The sequence below is a fragment of the Alistipes sp. Marseille-P5061 genome (assembly GCF_900290115.1).
GTDB lineage: Bacteria > Bacteroidota > Bacteroidia > Bacteroidales > Rikenellaceae > Alistipes > Alistipes excrementigallinarum.
Map to the genome: position 1 here is coordinate 383,893 of NZ_LT985749.1, position 19,525 is coordinate 403,417.

At 62.4% G+C, this 19,525-nt stretch carries 15 protein-coding genes and 1 tRNA gene; 11 read left to right on the top strand and 5 right to left on the bottom strand.

The window, feature by feature from the left end; all coding sequences use genetic code 11:
- Position 1: 1 nt before the first annotated feature.
- Genes C8267_RS05440 through C8267_RS05465 form a run of 6 tightly spaced genes read left to right on the top strand, consistent with a single transcriptional unit; the run spans position 2 to position 7,128 of the window.
- A complete protein-coding gene (locus C8267_RS05440; protein WP_106633953.1) occupies positions 2–991 on the top strand; it encodes an ankyrin repeat domain-containing protein in 990 nt (329 codons plus the stop codon).
- Positions 992–1,022: 31 nt separating this feature from the next.
- Positions 1,023–2,027: a DUF1266 domain-containing protein gene (locus tag C8267_RS05445; RefSeq protein ID WP_106633954.1), complete on the top strand. Its 1,005-nt coding sequence runs from the start codon at positions 1,023–1,025 to the stop codon at positions 2,025–2,027.
- Positions 2,028–2,048: 21 nt separating this feature from the next.
- Complete coding sequence (locus C8267_RS05450) at positions 2,049–2,882, top strand: DUF1266 domain-containing protein (protein WP_106633955.1); 834 nt, start codon at positions 2,049–2,051, stop codon at positions 2,880–2,882.
- Entirely contained in the window at positions 2,879–3,511 is a 633-nt protein-coding gene (locus tag C8267_RS05455) for a hypothetical protein (protein ID WP_158699725.1), read from the top strand. Before C8267_RS05450 ends, C8267_RS05455 begins: the two co-directional genes overlap by 4 nt.
- 1 nt (position 3,512) lies before the next feature.
- On the top strand, positions 3,513–4,631 hold the full coding sequence (locus C8267_RS05460) for a hypothetical protein (protein ID WP_106633957.1): 1,119 nt from the start codon (positions 3,513–3,515) through the stop codon (positions 4,629–4,631).
- A gap of 10 nt (positions 4,632–4,641) precedes the next feature.
- A complete protein-coding gene (locus C8267_RS05465; RefSeq protein WP_106633958.1) occupies positions 4,642–7,128 on the top strand; it encodes a hypothetical protein in 2,487 nt (828 codons plus the stop codon).
- A 133-nt stretch (positions 7,129–7,261) separates the two neighbouring features.
- Here the strand turns inward: C8267_RS05465 and C8267_RS05470 are convergent.
- Positions 7,262–7,348, bottom strand: a tRNA-Leu gene (locus C8267_RS05470).
- A 144-nt stretch (positions 7,349–7,492) separates the two neighbouring features.
- The gene (uvrC, locus tag C8267_RS05475) at positions 7,493–9,322 is read right to left on the bottom strand and encodes an excinuclease ABC subunit UvrC (RefSeq protein WP_106633959.1); all 1,830 of its coding nucleotides are present in this window, start codon (positions 9,320–9,322) and stop codon (positions 7,493–7,495) included.
- Between the two features lie 132 nt (positions 9,323–9,454).
- On the opposite strand from uvrC, the gene C8267_RS05480 reads away from it, so the two are divergent.
- Entirely contained in the window at positions 9,455–10,399 is a 945-nt protein-coding gene (locus C8267_RS05480; protein WP_106633960.1) for a hypothetical protein, read from the top strand.
- A gap of 13 nt (positions 10,400–10,412) precedes the next feature.
- Positions 10,413–11,786: a DUF5723 family protein gene (locus C8267_RS05485; RefSeq protein ID WP_106633961.1), complete on the top strand. Its 1,374-nt coding sequence runs from the start codon at positions 10,413–10,415 to the stop codon at positions 11,784–11,786.
- Between the two features lie 450 nt (positions 11,787–12,236).
- Here the strand turns inward: C8267_RS05485 and C8267_RS05490 are convergent, their stop codons facing one another.
- Both C8267_RS05490 and C8267_RS11125 read right to left on the bottom strand, forming a co-directional pair.
- On the bottom strand, positions 12,237–13,199 hold the full coding sequence (locus C8267_RS05490) for a patatin-like phospholipase family protein (RefSeq protein WP_106633962.1): 963 nt from the start codon (positions 13,197–13,199) through the stop codon (positions 12,237–12,239).
- A gap of 20 nt (positions 13,200–13,219) precedes the next feature.
- On the bottom strand, positions 13,220–14,494 hold the full coding sequence (locus C8267_RS11125; protein ID WP_317046021.1) for a 5-formyltetrahydrofolate cyclo-ligase: 1,275 nt from the start codon (positions 14,492–14,494) through the stop codon (positions 13,220–13,222).
- Positions 14,495–14,620: 126 nt separating this feature from the next.
- Between C8267_RS11125 and C8267_RS05505 the strand changes: the two genes are divergently transcribed.
- The 3 genes from C8267_RS05505 to C8267_RS05515 all read left to right on the top strand — a co-directional run bounded on the left by C8267_RS05505 (position 14,621) and on the right by C8267_RS05515 (position 18,166).
- On the top strand, positions 14,621–15,319 hold the full coding sequence (locus tag C8267_RS05505; RefSeq protein WP_106633963.1) for a succinate dehydrogenase cytochrome b subunit: 699 nt from the start codon (positions 14,621–14,623) through the stop codon (positions 15,317–15,319).
- 117 nt (positions 15,320–15,436) lie between these two features.
- Positions 15,437–17,383, top strand: a complete 1,947-nt coding sequence (locus C8267_RS05510; RefSeq protein WP_106633964.1) for a fumarate reductase/succinate dehydrogenase flavoprotein subunit — start codon at positions 15,437–15,439, stop codon at positions 17,381–17,383.
- 39 nt (positions 17,384–17,422) lie between these two features.
- Positions 17,423–18,166: a succinate dehydrogenase/fumarate reductase iron-sulfur subunit gene (locus C8267_RS05515; protein ID WP_087361649.1), complete on the top strand. Its 744-nt coding sequence runs from the start codon at positions 17,423–17,425 to the stop codon at positions 18,164–18,166.
- Between the two features lie 472 nt (positions 18,167–18,638).
- On the opposite strand, the gene fsa is transcribed toward C8267_RS05515, so the two are convergent.
- Positions 18,639–19,295 (bottom strand): fructose-6-phosphate aldolase, encoded by a 657-nt coding sequence (fsa, locus tag C8267_RS05520; protein ID WP_106633965.1) that lies wholly within the window; start codon positions 19,293–19,295, stop codon positions 18,639–18,641.
- Positions 19,296–19,525: the final 230 nt, after the last annotated feature.

Genomic DNA, 19,525 nt, shown 5'->3' on the forward strand with positions numbered 1-19,525 from the left:
TATGGATACCTTCCAGACCTTTCTGAACGCCTGCCGCAACGGGCAGAAAAACATCGTAAAAATCCTCCTCGAACGGGGCGGCATCGACCTCAACCGGCGCGATGCCGAGGGCAATACGGCGCTCCATTACGTCTGCCGCGAAGGATACCGGGATTTGGCGGTGCTGCTGCTGGATAAGGGAGCCGATGCCTCGTTGGTAAACAACCGGGGCGAAACGCCGCTCCACGCCGCCGCCCGAAAGGGCAATCGCGAGATTCTGGCCCTTCTCCTCGATGCCGGGGCCGAACCGGATGCCGCCGACCGGGAGGGCTGCACGCCGCTGATGCGGCTCGTGGAGAACCGACGCACGGGTGCCGCGCTGTGGTTGATTGACCGCGGTGCCGATACCGAGGCTACGGACCAGACGGGACACCGCGCTCTGGACTACGCCACGGTACACGGGCTGACGGAGGTGGTGGCACGGCTGAGCCAAAACGGATCCGACGCGACGGACAGCCGTGATGCCGAAGGCAACACGCCGCTGCACCAGGCGGTCTACAACGATCAGGCCGAGGTCGTGCGTACACTGCTCGCGGACTCGAAAGCGCAACTCGATGCGCCGAACGATGCGGGCGAAACACCGTTGCTGGTGGCGTGCGGACGCGGTAATCTGCACATTGCCCGGATGCTCCTCGACGCCGGAGCCGATGCCAACCGTCCGCTGCCCGACGGGACAACGCCGCTGCATTGGGCGGCACAAGCGGGCAATCGCTTCCTCGTGGAGAGACTGCTCGGGGCTGGAGCGTCGATCGATGCCCGCAACGGGGTGGGCGAGACGCCCCTGCTCGTGGCATCACGTGCCGGGAACAACGAAATAGTGCGCCTGCTTGTGAAGCGTCATGCCGAAGTCAATGCGGCAGACAACCTCCAGCACACTGCGCTCTACTATGCCGGAGAACGCGGCTTTTCGGAGATTGTCGAACTGTTGCTCACGGCCGGCGCCGAAGGATAAAATGGATCGAAAACCTTAAAACATACCGAACATGGCAAACGAGAAGATGAAACCCCAATGCCCGGAGGAGATTGCCCGGGCGGCGCAGGAGGTGGCCTTGGAGCAGATGCGCGCAATGATGGGCTCGATTCCGGGGATGCCCGACATGGGCGACATGCAGGCACAAATCATGGCCCAGATGCAGGCTGCCATGCCCAATCTGGCGGAGATTCAGGCGCAGCAGGCCGCCATGGGAACGCTCGGAGGTGTGGATGCCGCCGCCGTAGCCGAGGCCGCACGACACAATATGGCGCAGGCCACCGCAACCATGCAGGCGATGCAGGACGGGAGTCTCGAAAAGGAGTTGCGCGAAGCAAATGCCGCGGCGCTCGACTGGCTGGGCGAGGACGACGGCTGGGAGATCAGGCACGCCGCGACGTGCCGGCTGACTGCGGAGCAGCGCCGACTGATGGCTTTTGCCGCACCGCTGCTGGTCTATAACGATGAGGCGGTGGATGCCGTCGAGAGCGAGGTCCTGCCCGAAACCTACCGCGCGCAACTTCAGAGCTGGTGGAACATTACGGACCGCGAATCGACGCTCGAAATCGTCCGGTGGCTGCTCCACGAAGGACACCATGCGGATGCCGACGCGGCGCTGGCGCTCATGCGTGGCGACCAGCCCGAAGCGGGCGATCCCGAAGAGAAGGCCGAGGATGTGCAGGCCATCGCGGAGTTTATGGTCGAAAACGGGTATTGCACAGCTGAAATGCTTCCGCGGACGGTCATCGCGTGGGATCTGGTGCGCATTGCCAACCTCGGACGCTGGGCCCTTCACGCCGGTTATCTCTCCGAGGAGGAGATGTGGCAGGTGATGCAAGTGGCGGCCGATGCCGCCCGCGAGCACTTCTCGTCATGGGAGGAGTACGGACGCAGCTTTGCCATGGGTCGCGGCGTCTGGCACGGCGACGAGGAGGATTGCCAGACCGCCTGGGAGATTGTCACCGCGCTGCTCGAAGAGGAACAGTCGCTCTGGCGGCAGATTCCATGGAACGCATAGCACCCCGACAACGCCGAAACGATGGAACGGGGACCTGAATTCTACGTGATGCTGGCCGCCGTGGCGGTCGGTGCCCTGACGTGGCTCTACCGCAAGGGCAGCCGGGTCTGGCGAACGGTGCGCAAGCTGCGCCGGTCGTTTCAGGAAATTTGCCTGAATCCGAAATCGACGCTCGATGACGAACACGGCCGCCAACTGGCCATCGGGGCGATGTACGCCTCGCAGCAGGGGGCCTGGCAGAATTCGCTGGAGACAGGGATTTTCGACGCGCTGCCCGAGATTGTGGGCGGCTGGTGGGGCATCGACTCCGCCGCCGAGGCCCGCAAGCAACTGGACTACCTTTGTGAAAAGGGATTCCGCTACTACTGGCCCACGGTGCTCGAAGCCTTTCGGCTCGACGGCCGCGAACGGCAGGACGAACTCCTCCAGCAGCGGATGACCTCGCAGGAGGATTACGACAAGGCCTCGTCGCAACTCGAAAACCTGCGGGAGACCTTTGACGAACTCCTCTCGTGCGGCGTGGTCGCCTCGAAGGAGGAGCTCGGCCGCTGCAACGTGACGGGCTGGGATGCCGGGCGCATGGTCTTTCTGGCGCGCGCCTGCTGCGAAATGGGCTATCTCACCGAAGAGGAGGCATGGGCGTACATCGGCCGGGCCGATGCGCTGGCGCACAAGGCGTGCGGATCGTGGCGCGAACTGGCCATGAGCTACATCCTCGGGCGTTCGCTGTGGGGTGGCAAACGGGCCTATAACTCGGTGATGAAGACGATGGCCGACGTGCTGCTGAGCAACCCCAAGAGCCCGTGGGTGAGCTGCCCGTGGCAACAGAATGAATCAAAATCAGACCAATCATGAAATTCCGACTCTGGATTGCATCCATCCTTCTACTCGCCGCCACAGGCTGCGCAAGCACCCGTAAATCCAAGGAAATCAACCCACCTTTCGTGGCCTCCGAATCGACCTGGTTGTATCGGGATGCCGAGGTGGTAAACCGCCGTCTGAAACCCCTCGAACGTCCGCAGGTGCGCTTTGAGGTCGAGCACGCCATCCTGCACGGGGATTCGGTCTGGGTGGTGGTTCGCGCGACCATTCCCCACCGCTCGATCCGCCGCGGGGAGTGTTTCAAGGCCATAAGTGTTCTTCAAGCCTCCGAGGGCATCATGGAGCTGGGTGAGCTGTCGCTCGACTCGGGCCATTTCATGCCCGATGAAGAGGGAGACGTGGATGTGACAACCCGTCCCGGACGGATGCAGAACCTCTATCTCTCGTGGCGCTTTGCCTGGGACGAGCGCATGCGAATGAATACCTTCATCGTGGTCTTCGCCAGTTTGACCGACGGTCGCCACCTGTTCCAGTATCTGCCCCTGATGCTGCCGCTCTTCTGGATTGATGATACGAAGGATGAGCTTTACTGGCCCCGGTCGGCCGGGATTCCCGAGGAGGTCCTGCTCGACCGTTCACCCTTCGAAACTGCCGTCGAGTGATATGGAAAAAGTTATTCGGCGCAGATTCGGACTGCTGCTCGCACTGACACTTCCAATCTGGAGTGTACAAGGCGAACAGGCTCCGACAGACGACCTTCCCGACTTCAATGTTGTACCGGAAAACGCCGCCCGGGCGGTCCTGCTCCACGCCGCCACCCCGGAATGCGACACCGTGCGCAGCTGTCTCTCGATTGGGGCCGTTCAGCCGCGGGCTCGGGGTGACTACGAGATTTTGCTCTCCAGCAACCAATACGCCGACCAAACTCCGACCATCATCACGGAGGAGGGGACACCGTTGACATGGCTTCGCAGTTCCTCTTCCGCATCCTGGAGCAACGGCACCATGACACGTATCTGCCGGCACTTCTATCGCTTCGCTCCCGCCAAAAAGGGCGAGTACCGGTTTCGCTGCCGGGACCTCTCGTTCGACGGGGTGGCCTACGACGGCGTACTGACGATCCAGGTCGGAGCACCGGAGCTAAATGCCGTTCCCACCTTTCTTTTATGGGTGGCGGGAATCGGATGTCTGCTCCTCGTTGAAGTATTCATTCGGATTGGATGCCGCAACGAAGCCCGGGTCGATACGGCCGGCTTCATTCGGCGACACCGCAGGCTGCCGCTCAACGCCGAGGGGGTCTGGGCCCATTACCTGCTTCCAATCATGCTCCTCTATCTTCCGCTCTTCCTGGCTCTCATCACACTCACAGGGATGGCGTCCATTTCGACAAATGTGTTTCTCTGGACCTCGGGTGTCTGCGTCCCGGTGGCTTTCGTCCTCTTCCGCCTCCAATACCGCAGGCTTTTCTTCCTCTGGAGAAAAACGGTGCTGCCGCCAGAGCGGATCGACGCTTTGCTTCGGGAGCTGGCCGAGCAGTACGACTGGACGATCGACCACATGGACCGGGATTTTTTTGTCGCACACACCCATCCCGCATGGTGGAGCGCCACGTGGGGTGAACAGATCTTCGTCGCGCACGACCGCGGCGGCATCTGGATCAACAGCATCAATGACCTCGGCAAGCGCAGTTCGATCGTCTCGTTTGGATATACCCGCCGGAACATCCGCAGGGTGACAGAGGCAATCACTGCACAGGAAAAAGATATCCATTCACCAATATAAGCCCGATACCATGACACCGTTGAAAATCGCCCCGCTGCCCGGATGCACTCCCGGGACGGTCGAAAAAATCGATGCACTCAACCGCAAACTCGGATTGTTCATCCACGCTCCTCTCAATCTCAAGGAGGTGCTGCGCATGGAGCCGTTCGCCGCCGACGCGGAGGTGGTACGGGCCGTTGCGGCGACACTCGACAACTACGCCATCCTCCCGACCTCGCCCACGGAGCGCGAACGCCAACGCACGACGGGCCTTCCGAAGGATTACGACATCGTGGGGTTCTGGTACTGTGTGGCGCTTCTCGCCCTTTCGGCAGAGCCGGAGGCCGTGCGGTATCTGCTCGTGCTGGCGCGCATACTGATGGTCGAGGATCCCGCGAAGCTGTTCCTGCTGCGGCGCATCGTCCGTCTGCTGGAGGGATTTCCATTTCCCCACCTGCAGGAACTCAGAAGTCGGATTGAAGGCTTCTACGACACCGTTACGCACCAATTGGAGGCCTTCCGATGGCTGGAGGCCGCCGGGATTCCGTGGCCCGAGTCATACGAATGGGAGGTCATCACGCAATTCTCCTCCGACGGCGAGCCCTATGCCGACCCGGCGGCTCCGAAGAAAGAGTGGCGCAGGCGCGTGGTGCTGACACTCCAGCTGAACAGTCCCCGCAGCCTCTACGGCAGCTGTCGCCAGCACAACAGCTTCGAGATTTCGCTCCGCAACGACGACAACACGACGCGCGGCCTATGGAACGAAGGCCACGGCGATCTCTTCATCGAAGACCGCCCCGTGATGCAGCACCGGATGTTCACGCCGCTGCAGCTTCCGGAACTGTTCGACGTGCTCGAAGGGTTCGGTATCCGGCTGGTGCGCAAACCCGTGATGGTCTACACGAGTCAGGGAATCCGAAAGGCCCACGTGAAGGTGTTTCAGATGCTCGAGAATCAGCTCGGGCACAAGCCTTCGGAGATCGGACAAGCCGAAGAAGAGGCCCAGACGAAAGCAGAGGACGATGCGGGCGGCATGTCGGCAGGAAAAGCAGGGAAAGGCCAATTCCCGGAGGTCGAGCGGGCCGTAGAGGAGGCGCTGGACCTGCTCAAATACGACGGGGATGTGAACGACTCGCTGGCTGAGATGCGTAAAAAATGGGGCGAAGGGATTTCGGTGCTGCATGAAGCCCGATTCGACGAGATTGGGGTGCAATATGCCTGCCGCTCGCACGAAGAGGGACTTGCTGCTCTCGGGCAGGAGCTGACCTGCCACGGATACCGGCTCTACGACCTCGACGGCGACGATATCTACCTCCTCACGTTGCAACCGGAGGCTCACGTTGCGGATTTCGAAAAGGCTTGCGGAAAGGCGGGTCAATATTGTCGGCAGTTGAAGCAGCCAGGGCGTGCACCGGGCACTCCGGCCCGAGCACTCGATCCTAGGCGTACGATGCCCTGCGAAGAGGTGCCATGGCCCGATGATGCCGACTACATGCTCGACGCGCTGGCCGGCGACTTCTGCAGCGGGAGGTGGAAAAGCCGCGATGCGGAGGAGTGGCAGGGAAATTTCGTCGCCGACCTCCGCCAGCGGCCGCTGCAACCGGTCAAGGTGCGCTGGAACCGGTTTTGCTGCCTGACCTACTCCCCGGAGATGGATTTCTATGCGGCGTTTTACTACATTCCGCCCATGCAGTGCTGGATGCTTCTCGGGGGCAAGAATCCCCTGGAAGCGAACAGTTGGAAGCGGCTGTGCGACCTGCCAAAACAGGAATCGCCCTTTCTTTTCTTCGACCAGCGGCCCCGATGGTTCGGCCGCTACCTCTGCTTCGGCGACCGGCAGAGCGCCACGATCCTCACGATGAATCCGCAGGGAGTGGAGCGCGTCCAGCGTTTTCCCCTGCCCAAGGCGCAGCACCCTTGCAGGTTCGCCTGCGACGGACTCGGACGCATCCTCCTTGCACACGGCGAAGAGACCTATCGCTACGACAACGGCACGCTCACTCCGCTGGGCTTCCACATATTGAGCGGCGACGGGTTCAACGGCTCCATCCCTGTACCCGGAACCGGCCGACTGGTAATGTGCGGCTTCTCGAACCGGGAGGTGGTTGCCCGGCTGCTGGAACTCGACATCGACACGCGCCGCTGCCGGGCCACCCGTATGCAGAATGTGGATCCCTGGTCGAACCTACTCCCGTTTGGAGACGACTGGACGCTAATCAAAGGAGCTTGTGATTCGATGCGCCTGGATTTCGCCCGACTCTGGAATCGCCCGACGGGCGAAGTGCTACGCATCCGTCCCGGGATGTTCGGCAGCGAAAAACTCGAACATATCGGACGGCTGAGCGATGGCCGTGTGGTGTTGACCACACTTCGCTCCCATGTGGGACAAGTCGTGCACTTTCCCGCGGATTTCTGGAATTTTCTCCGCTCGGCCAGTCGTCCGCAAACTCTGGAGCCGATGCAACCCTACGAAACACTCTATCCAGATATTCCGCTGACACTACCCGAAAGATCATAACAAAACATGCGCATGATTGGGTAAAAGAGGTGGATTAAAACATCTTTCACAGCACGTGTGGGGAAAATGTGGGGAAAATCCAGAAAATAAAAATCGCTTAATCCGTATATATCAACAGATTAAGCGATTTTCATGGTACCCGGAGCCGGGGTCGAACCGGCACGACATTGCTGTCATTGGTGTTTGAGACCAACGCGTCTACCGATTCCGCCATCCGGGCAGACTCTCTCACGGTCGAGCGAATCGGGACAGCAAAGGTATAAAAAATTCACCAATTCAAAAACTTTGGTCCGAATTTATTCGGTGTCAGCGACAAAAAGCGGTCGATTCCGCTCCTCCATCCGCCCCTACTGACCGACAGGAGTCACTGCTCGGGATGGAAGAAGGAGTAGATTCGCTGCGCCCGGGCGCTGCCCACCAGCGCCGACAACTCGCCGATGTTGGCCGCGCGGACCTTGGCCACCGAGCGGAAGTGGGCCAACAGCGTTGAGACGGTCTTGGCCCCCACCCCTTCGATTTGTTCCAGTTCGCTGTGAATGAATTCCTTGCTGCGTTTCTGGCGATGGAACGTGATGGCGAAGCGGTGCACCTCGTCCTGGATGCTCGCCAGGAAGTGGAACAGCGGCGAGGTAGGGCGCAGTCCGACCAGCAGCGGCGGATAGCCGCAGTAGAGTTCGGCCGTGCGGTGGCGGTCGTCCTTAGCCAGACCGGCAATCGGGATGTCGAGCCCCAGCGCCTCCAGCACCTCGTGGATGATGCCCATCTGCCCCTTGCCGCCATCGGCGATAATCAGGTCGGGGAGCTCGGCCCCCTCGGCCTGCAGGCGGCTGTAGCGGCGGTAGACCACCTCGCGCATCGAAGCGTAGTCGTCGGGCCCCTCCACCGTCTTGATGTTGAAGTGGCGGTACTCCTTCCGCGAGGGCTTGCCGTCGCGGAAGACGACACACGAGGCCACGGGGTTGGAGCCCTGAAGGTTGGAGTTGTCGAAGCACTCGATGTGGCGCGGCTGGCGGTCGAGGTGCAGCTCCTTCTGCAGGGCGTTCATCAGCCGCTCGGTATGGCGCTCGGGATTCTTGATTTCGAGGTTCTTGAGCTGCTCGGCCCGGTAGATGCGGGCGCTCTTCTGCGAGAATTCGAGCAGTTCGAGCTTCTCGCCGCGCTTGGGAATCGTGAAGGTCACCCCGTCGAAGAGCAGCGTCGTCGAGGGGAGGAAGGGGACAATCACCTCGCGCGCCAGCTCGCCGCCGCCAATCTGCTCGACGATGTGCTGGATGGCCAGCGTCAGCATGTCGCGCTCGTCGGCGCCGACACCCGTTGTCAGACGCACGGTCGAGACGCCGATGATGGAGCCGTGGCGGATGCGCACGAAGTTGCAGTAGGCCACATCGTCGTCGGGCAGCAGCGAGAAGACGTCGACGTCGCGAATCCGCGCGCTGACAATCACCGACCGCCCGGCGTAGTTGTCCAGCGCATCGAGGCGCTGCTTGTAGCGCTGCGCCACCTCGAAGCGGAGCGCCTCGGCCGCCCGCTGCATCTCCCCCTCGAGGTAGGTGCGCACGGGGCGCAGGTCGCCCTTGAGCACCGAGACGACCATGTCGACCAGCCGGTCGTACTCCTCCTCGCTCTGGGCCCCGATGCAGGGCCCCTTGCAGTTGCCCAGATGGTACTGCAGGCAGACCGTATAGCGTCCCCGGGCGATGGCCTCGGGCGAGAGGTTGAGCTTGCAGGTGCGCAGCGGCACCACCTCGCGGATGAAGTCCAGCACGCTGTGCTGCATCATCACCGAGCCGTAGGGGCCGAAGTACTGCGAACCGTCGCGCACGAGCGTACGCGTCGACTGCACGCGGGGGAAGGGCTCGCGCCGCACGACAATCCACGGATAGGTCTTGTCGTCCTTGAGCAGGATGTTGTAGCGGGGCTGGAGCGTCTTGATGAGCGAGTTTTCGAGCAGCAGGGCGTCGGTCTCGCTCCCCACGACGATGTGGCGGATTTCGACAATCTGCTTCACCATCACACGCACCTTGGCGCTGTGCTCACGGCTCTGTACGAAGTAGGAGGAGACCCGCTTGCGCAGGCTCTTGGCCTTACCCACATAGATGATGGTCCCCGTCCGGTCCACGAACTGGTAGACGCCGGGCGAGAGGGGGAGCCGGGAGACCTGCTCCTTCAGCGAATCGCGGACCGTTTCACTCATACGTGGTGCAAATGTAACAAATATATCACGAAATTTAAATTGATAAAAACCTCCTTTTTATTGTTTGTTTTTCCCCTTGTGCTATTTTTGTGCGACATTTTAAGAAAGGTTATGAAGAAACTCTCTATTTTCATGCTTTTCGTCCTTCTTGCGACGGCCTGCGTCGACAACGACTACGACCTGCGAAACGTCGACGCCGACAACATCACCATCGGCGACGAGACATCGACCTTCGAGGCGCCGCTGGCCAGGGTCCGCATCACGATGGACGACATCAACAACAACGACGGAACACGCATCGACCGGATTTTCGAGGAGGCCGACATCTGGCTTCCGACCCGACTGCCCGATGAGGATGCGAACGGCTATTATGCCGACGTGCAGCGGCTGCTCCACGATGCGGCCTACGTCGACGACGAAGTGCTGCCGGAGCTGCTCGCGCAGATGACCACCGACGCCGCGAAGCTCGACGCCGTGGTCACGCTGCTGCAGCAGAAGTACTACGACTCCTTCGTGGAGCTGCTGCCGGGCGTATCGCGCGATGAATTCAAGAGTGCATTCGTCACCGCCTACACCGACGACCCCACGATGCGCGAACGGCTCGGCGTCGAGGTCAAGGCGCTGGCGACGGGGTATCTGACGGGGCTCGACGTCAACATGGAGAATCTGAGCTACCGCGTCGACCGCATCGACATCAGCGACGAGGTGGTCGACATGCTGGCCGACAACCTCGACCCCCGCGAGACGGCCAACCCGACCAATACGCTCCACCTCCGCGGAACGATTGACAACCGGCTCCCCGTCACGCTGAGCATCTCGCCCCTCTTCCGCCCCACTGCGGTGACCTTCACCTCGACCATCGAAGCCAACTGCGCCACGAACGAGCTCCCCGCCACGCGCCTCTTCGCCGACGACATCCGCACGATTGTCCGCGGCATCGACCTCGACATCCCCATGATTGTGGAGCGCTACTACCCGGGCAAGGGCTTCGGCCCCGACGCCCAGGAGGGCAACCCGACGCAGGTGGACATCAGCCTCCATCTGGTCAAGCACGGCGCACTGAAGTTCGACCTCTAAACCGACTCCCGCAATGAAAAAAGCAACCCTTTTGCTGGCGGCGCTGCTCCTCGCAACCGGACTTGCCGCCCAGAATCCCACCTTGTACTTCATGGAGGGGTCGACCTACCGTTCGCAGCTCAACCCCGCCTTCGCCCCGCAGCGCGGCTACGTCAACCTGCCCGGAATCGGCGGCATGGAGGTCGGAATCAACGGCAACGTCGCCCTCGACAACATACTCTACCCGCGCAACGGGCGGCTCGTCACGCTGCTCGACAGCTCCGTGCCGGCCGACGTGGCGCTGAGCGGCCTGAGCGCACAAAACCGAATCGGTGCCGAAACCCGCATCAACCTCTTCGGCATCGGCATGTTCACCGCCAACCACAAGAACTTCTGGTCGTTCGACCTCGCGCTGCGCACCTCCGAGGAGACCACCCTGCCCCGCTCGCTCTTCGAGTTTCTCAAACGCGGCGAGGAGGGGCACATCAGCGACATCGGACTGATGGCCGAGAGCTACCTCGAGGCGGGCTTCAACTACTCGATGCCGCTGCTCGACGACCGTCTCTACATCGGTTTCCGCGGCAAGCTGCTGGTCGGACTGGCCCGCATGCAGATGGACTACGACCGCTTCGACGTCACGCTGCAGAACGACCGCTGGGCCGTCGCCACCCACGGCACCATCGACATCACGGCCGACGGCACGAAGGCCAACCCCGACACCGAGAGCGGACTCTTCGGGCTGGGCGACCTCGAGACGAGCCCCAAGGGGCCCTCGGGCTACGGACTTGCCGTCGACCTGGGCGCCACGTACGACATCCTGCCCCAGCTGCAGGCTTCGCTGGCGGTCACCGACCTGGGCTTCATCAGCTGGAGCGACCGGAAGAGCGTCACGGGCGTCTCCTCGCGCGAGACCGAGTTCACGGGCGTCGACGTTCCCGACAACGGCACCCCCGCCCCGGACTTCGACCTCGAGCTGCTGCGATTCACCCCCGTGGAGAGCTCCGCACCTACGCGGATGCTGCGCGCCTCGGTCAACGCCGCACTGGAGTACAAGCTCTGGAAGCGCCGTATCGGCATCGGACTGCTCTACACGCTCCGCTTCCTGAACTACTCGACGGTGCACAACATCACCGCCTCGGTCAACATCCAGCCCACGCGATGGCTCACCTTCACGGGCAGCTACTCGGCGCTCGACAACCGCAGCGGCGCCGTGGGGCTGGGTCTGAGCATCCACCCGCGGTGGCTGCACTTCTTCATCGCCACCGACCTGCTCACCTCGCGCCATACGCCGCAGTGGATTCCCGTCCGGCAGAGCACGGCCCACGTCACGGCCGGCATCGGCATCCCCATCGGCCGGGACAGCCACCGCAAGACGGCCGAGTTTGCACCGCGCAGCCGCAAGAAATAGGGCCCGGCTGGCAGACAAACAGAGAGCGGAGCTTCGGAAACCACAACGGTCTCCGGAGCTCCGCTCCCTTTGTTTCCCCTCTTCCCGGCCGCGGCAGGACGCACGATGCTCGTCCGCGGCAGGACGCCCGCGTCGCGGCTCCGCAGACGGAGACCGATGGTGCGAAAGGTCCGACCTCTTGGCCTTTTGGACACTCCCGGCCCTTTTCCGGAGAAAGAGGCCCCAAGTATGGGAACTTTCGTTATCTTTGTGAGTCGTACGGAATCCGGCCGCTCACGCCGAATATCCGGATGCCCGGACGACCTTGCGACGGCCCAAGAAAAGTGTAAAGTTGCGTCACCGAATTTACGGAATTCTTCGATTGCGGACCGTCGCTTTTTCTTTTGCATCCAATACGTACCGCCCGCTGTATCCGGTGGTCGCAAATACCGTGCCGAAGCAGCCGGCGGCTCACAATCTTAGCCCCTCGTCACGCTGCACGGAGTCCTCGTCGCCCCGGGCGTCGGCACCCGCCTCCCAGCGGTCCAGCACCCGGCACGCCGCCTCGGCGCCCGCCTCGACAATCTCCTGCGCACGGTAGAACTCGAACAGGCCGAAACGGTCGGCCGGCAGTTCGAAGAGCATGTCGGGCTCATAGAGCCGGCACATCAGCCGCGTGAGGTGCTGCGTCATGATTTCGGTCGCCGCCGTGATGAGCTTGTAGTAGTTCAGCGACGGCAGCTTGCCTACGGCCGCACCGATGCTGCGGGCCCGGCGTCCGGCCCCGTGCCACAGCCCCTCGCGGGTGTCGCCCGCAGCCGCCTCCGACGCCTCCGCATCCGCGGCGGCACTCCCCGCACCCGCAAAGGGGGCGCAGACGTCGACCCCCACCAGCAGGTCGCCCGCACAGCGACGAACGCGGTTGAGCGGCAGCGGGTTGACGATTCCGCCGTCGGTCAGCACCATGCCGTCGCGGTGGACCGGACGGAAGACCGACGGGATGGCAATCGAGGCCCGAATCGCATCGTAGAGCCCGCCCCGCTCGATGACCACCTCACTGCCGCTCAGCAGGTCGGCCGAGACGGCCGTGAAGGGGATGCGCATCTGCTCGATGCGCATGTCGGGAATCAGCTCCTTCATCGCCTCGATGACGCGGCTGCCCTTGACCAGCCCCTCGGTGCTGAAGGTGAAGTCGACCAGACTGAAGACCCGGTAGCGGTCGAGCGCACACATCCACTCCTTGAACTCCTCGAGGTGGCCCGAGGCGTACATGCCGCCCACGAGCGCCCCCATCGACGTTCCGGCGACGGCTCCAATCTCATAGCCGCGCCGCTCCAACTCCTCAATGGCCCCGATGTGGGCCACGCCCCGGGCTCCGCCGCCGGCAAGCACCAGCGCGACCCTCCGCCGCTTCACTCCGTTGTTCTGCTCCATATTCTTTACATTACATAGAATCACTCCGCACCGTTCGCCTCCATCCGTTCGCGCACGCGCAGCCAACCGTCCGTACCGCTCAGAGCCGTTGCCGGCAGCGATGCGCACATCGACGCCAGACGCGACACGGGCACCGCAAAGCCCAGCTCATGCGCCCCGACCCACGGCCGCACCGAGGGGTCGAAGAGCCCCAGGAAGCAGCGCTGCCCGCCCCGCCGGTTCTCCTCGACGACCCGGGCAATCATCACGCCGCACCCCGAGCCGAAGGGGGCCGCAACGGCATCTTCGGCATCGTTGTCGTAGGAGGCCCAGGCAAAGAGCCCCGCCAGCATGTCGGGCCCGGCGAAGAAGAGCAGCCCCTCGGCCCCCTCGAAACTCGCGGCCGCATCGAGCCGCTCGAAGCGGAGCCACGGACGGGGTGCCGGCCGCACGTCGAGCCGCCGCACATGCTCCGCCACCGATTCGGGGCTCTGCTTGTAACGCTCGCGGCAGGCCACGAAATCGGGCACGCGCGCCGGCAGCGGAGCGAATCCCGTATAGAAACGGCCTCCGCCGCAACCGATGTTCGAGGCGTTGAAGGCACACGCGCCGCCCTCGCTGCGCAGCTCGGCAAGTTCGCGGAAGAGGCAGCCGGCCCGCAGCGGTGCCACGCGCCCGGGCTCCTCCGCATAGCCGAAGAGCAGCGGCAGCGGAGCCTCCCAGCCGAAGGCGCCGCGCAAGGCGGCCACAAGCTCCGCTGGAGCCATCGGCCCCGGCGGCGTGACCACGCAGTCGAGCAGCACGTCGTGCGGCTCGAGGGGCAGCTCGGCCACCACCTGGTGGGCGTAGCAGACCCCGACCTTCACGCCCCGGAACCGGGGGTCCGAGAGGTAGCGGTCGTAGTATCCGCGGCCGCGCCCCATGCGCCCGCCCGCCAGGGTGAAGGCCGTACCGGGGACCACCACCAGGTCTATCTCTCCGGGAGGACAGGGCACGGCGTCGGGGCCGGCCTCGAGGATGCCGAAGGCCCCCTCGCGGAGCGTCGCGGGGTCGTACGCCACGAACGACATCCGCTCCCCCTCGACGCGCGGCAGCACCACCCGCTTCGTGCGGCTCCAGCGCTCCAGCGCGGCATCGGTGGCCGGCTCGTCGGGCAGCGCCGCAAAGAGCGCCACCGTCCGCGCCGACGCAAAAAACGGCAGCCGCTCGACCGCCGCAAAGAGCCGCTCCGAAACCTCGGCGCGCACCTCGCCCCGCAACGAACGGTTGAGCCGTTTCATCGCGGCGCGTATCTCCTTCTTGCTTCGTCTCTCCATGTTCAGTTTCAGTACAAAATTCCCGTCAAATTCCCGGCTCCGAGCTTTGTTATTCCGCAAACAATGGCTATATTTGCGCTCGGGAACACAAATCACAAACAAATATAAACAAATTTTTCAATTATTATGAGCTGCTTTTTAACCAATTCATCTCTTGGCAAGAAGTTAGTAATGAGCGTGACAGGCTGTTTCCTCGTGCTCTTTATCCTCTTCCACATGTCCATGAACGTCGTGGCGATTGTCTCGCCCGAGGGTTACAACTCGATTTGCGCGTTCCTGGGCGCCAACTGGTATGCACTGGCCGGCACCGTCGTTCTGGCCGCAGGCGTACTGATTCACTTCATCTACGCCCTCGTCCTCACGGTGAACAACTACCGTGCACGAGGCAACGAGCGTTACGCCGTCACGGTCAAGGAGAAGGGCGTACAGTGGGCTTCGAAGAACATGCTGCTGCTGGGATGGATTATCCTGGGCGGACTGCTGCTCCACCTGTTCAACTTCTGGTCGAAGATGCAGCTCGTGGAAATCATGGGCCAGCACCAGAACTCGCTGGGCTTCGGCCCCGCCGACGGTGCTTCGCTCATCGCCTACACCTTCTCGCAGTGGTACTACGTGATTATCTATCTGCTGTGGTTTGCCGCCCTGTGGTTCCACCTCACGCACGGCGTGTGGTCGATGTTCCAGACCGTGGGCTGGGCCAACAACACGTGGTATCCCCGTCTGAAGTGCATCGCCAACATCGTCGCCACGATTGTATTCCTGGGCTTCGCGCTGGTGGTTGTCATCTTCTTCCTCAAGAGCATCTGCTGCTGCGGCGCATGCTAATTCCGGTCCGGCTCCGCATGCCGGCTTCCGCGCGGCTCTCCGGCCCGCGGTGCAATCCCTGAGGGAAGGCATGCGACACGGCTAAGTGATTCAACAAAAAATAAACACACAACAGATATGGCTTTCAAATTAGATGCAAAAATTCCTGCCGGCGAACTCGCACAGAAGTGGAGCAACCACAAGGCAGCTATCAAGGTCGTAAGCCCCGCAAACAAGCGCAAGCTCGACATCATCATCGTCGGAACGGGTCTGGGCGGTGCCTCCGCAGCCGCTTCGCTCGGTGAACTGGGATACAACGTCAAGGTATTCTGCATCCAGGACTCGCCCCGCCGCGCACACTCGATTGCGGCTCAGGGCGGTATCAACGCAGCCAAGAACTACCAGAACGACAACGACTCGGTATATCGTCTCTTCTACGACACCATCAAGGGCGGCGACTACCGCGCCCGCGAGGCCAACGTCTACCGTCTGGCCGAGGTTTCGAACCTCATCATCGACCAGTGCGTGGCTCAGGGCGTCCCCTTCGCACGCGAATACGGCGGCCTGCTGGCCAACCGTTCGTTCGGCGGCGCGCAGGTATCGCGTACGTTCTACGCCCGCGGCCAGACCGGACAGCAGCTGCTGCTGGGCGCCTATGCGGCCCTCAACAAGGAGATTGCCGCCGGCACGGTGAAGAGCTACCCGCGTCACGAGATGCTCGACATCGTCATCGAGGACGGTGAGGCCCGCGGTATCATCGCCCGCAACCTCGTTACGGGTGAAATCGAGCGCTTCGGCGCCCACGCCGTCGTGCTGGCCACGGGCGGCTACGGCAACGTCTTCTTCCTCTCGACCAACGCCATGGCTTCGAACGGCTCGGCCGCATTCCAGTGCTACCGCAAGGGTGCCGGCTTCGCCAACCCCTGCTTCACGCAGATTCACCCCACCTGCATCCCCGTACACGGCGACCAGCAGTCGAAACTGACCCTCATGTCGGAGTCGCTGCGTAACGACGGCCGCATCTGGGTTCCCAAGAAGCTTGAGGACGTGAAGGCCATCCGCTCGGGCGCCAAGAAGCCCTCGGACATTCCCGAAGAGGACCGCGACTACTATCTGGAGCGCCGCTACCCGGCCTTCGGCAACCTCGTGCCGCGTGACGTCGCTTCGCGTGCCGCCAAGGAGCGCTGCGATGCCGGCTACGGTGTCAACGAGACGGGTCTGGCCGTATTCCTCGACTTCAAGACTGCCATCGAGCGTCTGGGCAAGGAGCGCATCAAGCAGCGCTACGGCAACCTCTTCGACATGTACGAGGAGATTACCGACGTGAACCCCTACGAGCAGCCGATGCAGATTTTCCCGGCCGTGCACTACACGATGGGCGGTCTGTGGGTTGACTACAACCTAATGACCACCATCCCGGGCCTCTACGCCATCGGCGAGTGCAACTTCTCGGACCACGGGGCCAACCGTCTGGGTGCCTCGGCCCTGATGCAGGGTCTGGCCGACGGTTACTTCGTGCTGCCCTACACCATCGGCGACTACCTCTCGCACAAGATTCAGGCTCCGAAGGTGAAGACCGACACCAAGGCATTCGACGAGGCCGAGAAGAACGTCAAGGCTCGCATCGAGAAGCTCCTCTCCATCAACGGCAAGCAGTCGGTGGACGACATCCACAAGAAGCTGGGCCACATCATGTGGGAGAACGTCGGCATGGCCCGTACGAAGGAGTCGCTCGAGAAGGCCATCACCGAAATCCAGGCCCTGCGCAAGGAGTTCTGGAAGGATGTCAAGGTCGTAGGCCGCGCCGACGACTTCAACGTCGAGCTGGAGAAGGCGCTCCGTGTGGCCGACTTCCTCGAACTGGGCGAGCTGATGGCCCGTGACGCCCTCCTCCGCGAGGAGTCGTGCGGCGGTCACTTCCGCGTCGAGCACCAGACCGAAGAGGGCGAGGCAAAGCGCGACGACGAGAACTTCGTATACGCCGCCGTCTGGGAGTACAAGGGTATGGACGAGGCTCCCGAGATGACCAAGGAGCCGCTGAACTTCGAGTTCGTACACCCGGCACAGCGCAACTACAAGGACTAATGCCATTTTGACGTTGAACTTTAATAACAATTTGAAACTATGAATTTTACATTAAAGATATGGCGTCAAAAGGACGCTAAGAGCAAAGGCGCGTTCGAGACCTACAAGGTCGAGAACATCTCGGAGGACACCTCGTTCCTCGAAATGCTCGATATCCTGAACAACGACCTCGTACATGCGGGCAAGGAGCCCGTGGCATTCGACCACGACTGCCGCGAGGGTATCTGCGGCATGTGCTCGCTGCACATCGACGGCCGTGCACACGGTCCGGGCGACGGTGCCACGACCTGCCAGATTTACATGCGCCGCTTCAAGGATGGTGCGACCATCACCATCGAGCCGTGGCGTTCGGCCGCCTTCCCGATTATCAAGGACCTGGTGGTCAACCGCAGCGCCTACGACCAGATTCTCCAGGCCGGCGGCTTCATCTCGGTACGCACCAACTCGGTGCCCGACGGCAACGCCATTCCCATTCCGAAGGAGGATGCCGACGAGTCGATGGATGCAGCAGCCTGCATCGGCTGCGGTGCCTGCGCCGCAACCTGCAAGAACGGCTCGGCGATGCTCTTCGTGGCTGCCCGCGTATCGTCGCTGGCCAAGCTGCCGCAGGGCCGCATCGAGGGTGCCCGCCGTGCCAAGGCGATGGTAGCCAAGATGGACGAGCTGGGCTTCGGCAACTGCACCAACACGGGTGCCTGCCAGGCCGAGTGCCCCAAGCAGATTTCGATTGCCCACATCGCGCGTCTGAACCGCGAGTTCCTCTCGGCAAAGTTCGAGGACTAAGCCCCCGACGCCGAAAGGCATACGACAACGCCCTGCAACCGTCGGGTTGCAGGGCATTTTTTATAAAGGTGGCACAGAAGCAAGCCGGACAGCGGGCAAAAGCATCCGAATAGAGACAGCGAAATTCCGGCAAGGGCGGCAGAAGACCCCGGCGAAGAGGCAGCGACTCGGCGAGGACTGCGGAGGCCGGCAAAGGAGACAGAGACCGGCAAAAGAGTCAGAAGCCCCGGCGAGAACGGCAGAGGTCCCGGCAAGGGCGGCAGAAGCCACAAGGACAGCGCAGCTCCGGCGAAAGGGACGAAGACCCGGCGGGGGCGGCAGAAACTACAAGGCAGTGCACCCTCCAGCGAAGACGACACTGCCCCGGCAAAGACGGCACAGCGCGACCGGCAAAGACGGCGCAGCACCACCAACAAAAAAGAGGCAGACCCGCCAACCGGCAGGTCTGCCTCAACCGTTCCGCGCGGCGGAGCTATCCATTCACCCGCGCATGGTCGGCCAGGAACTGGGCAAGACCGCTGTCGGTAAGCGGATGCTTGAGCAGCCCCTTGATGGCGGCCAGCGGGCAGGTTGCCACGTCGGCCCCCGCATCGAGGCAGCGGATGATGTGGTTCGTATGGCGAATCGAGGCAGCCAGCACCTGCGTCTGATAGCCGTAGGTGCGATAGACGCGCACGATGTGAGCCACGAGCCCCACGCCGTCCTCCGAGATGTCGTCCAGACGTCCGACAAAGGGCGAGACGTAGGTCGCACCCGCCTTGGCCGCCAGCAGCGCCTGTCCCACCGAGAAGACCAGCGTGCAGTTGGTGCGGATGCCGCGCCCGGCAAAGTACTTCACGGCGCGGATGCCGTCGGCCGTGCAGGGGAGCTTCACTACGATGTGGGGGTGTAGCGCCGCCAGCTGCTCGCCTTCGCGCACCATGCCCTCGAAGTCGGTGGCAATCACCTCGGCGCTCACGTCGCCGTCGACGATGTTGCAGATTTCGACGTAGTGGCGGTGGCACGCCTCCTCGCCGCGGATGTTCTCCTTCGCCATGAGCGAGGGATTGGTGGTCACGCCGTCGAGCACGCCCATCGCGTTGGCCTCGCGAATCTGGTCGAGATTCGCCGTATCGATGAAGAATTTCATGGTTGAAAGGTTAATTTGGGTTTTAGGTTTTCTAAAGGTACGAAAAAAAGCGGCTCCTGCTCCACACCGCTCCGCTTTTCGACGATTTTCCGGCCGCACGCCCCCGCCCCACCCCGCCTCGGACCGTGGGAAAGGGAGAAATCACATTTTTTCGAGAAAAATTAGTACTTTGTATTGCATAATACATTTCCGCGCATTATATTTGCAGTACGAAAATAACCTATATCAAA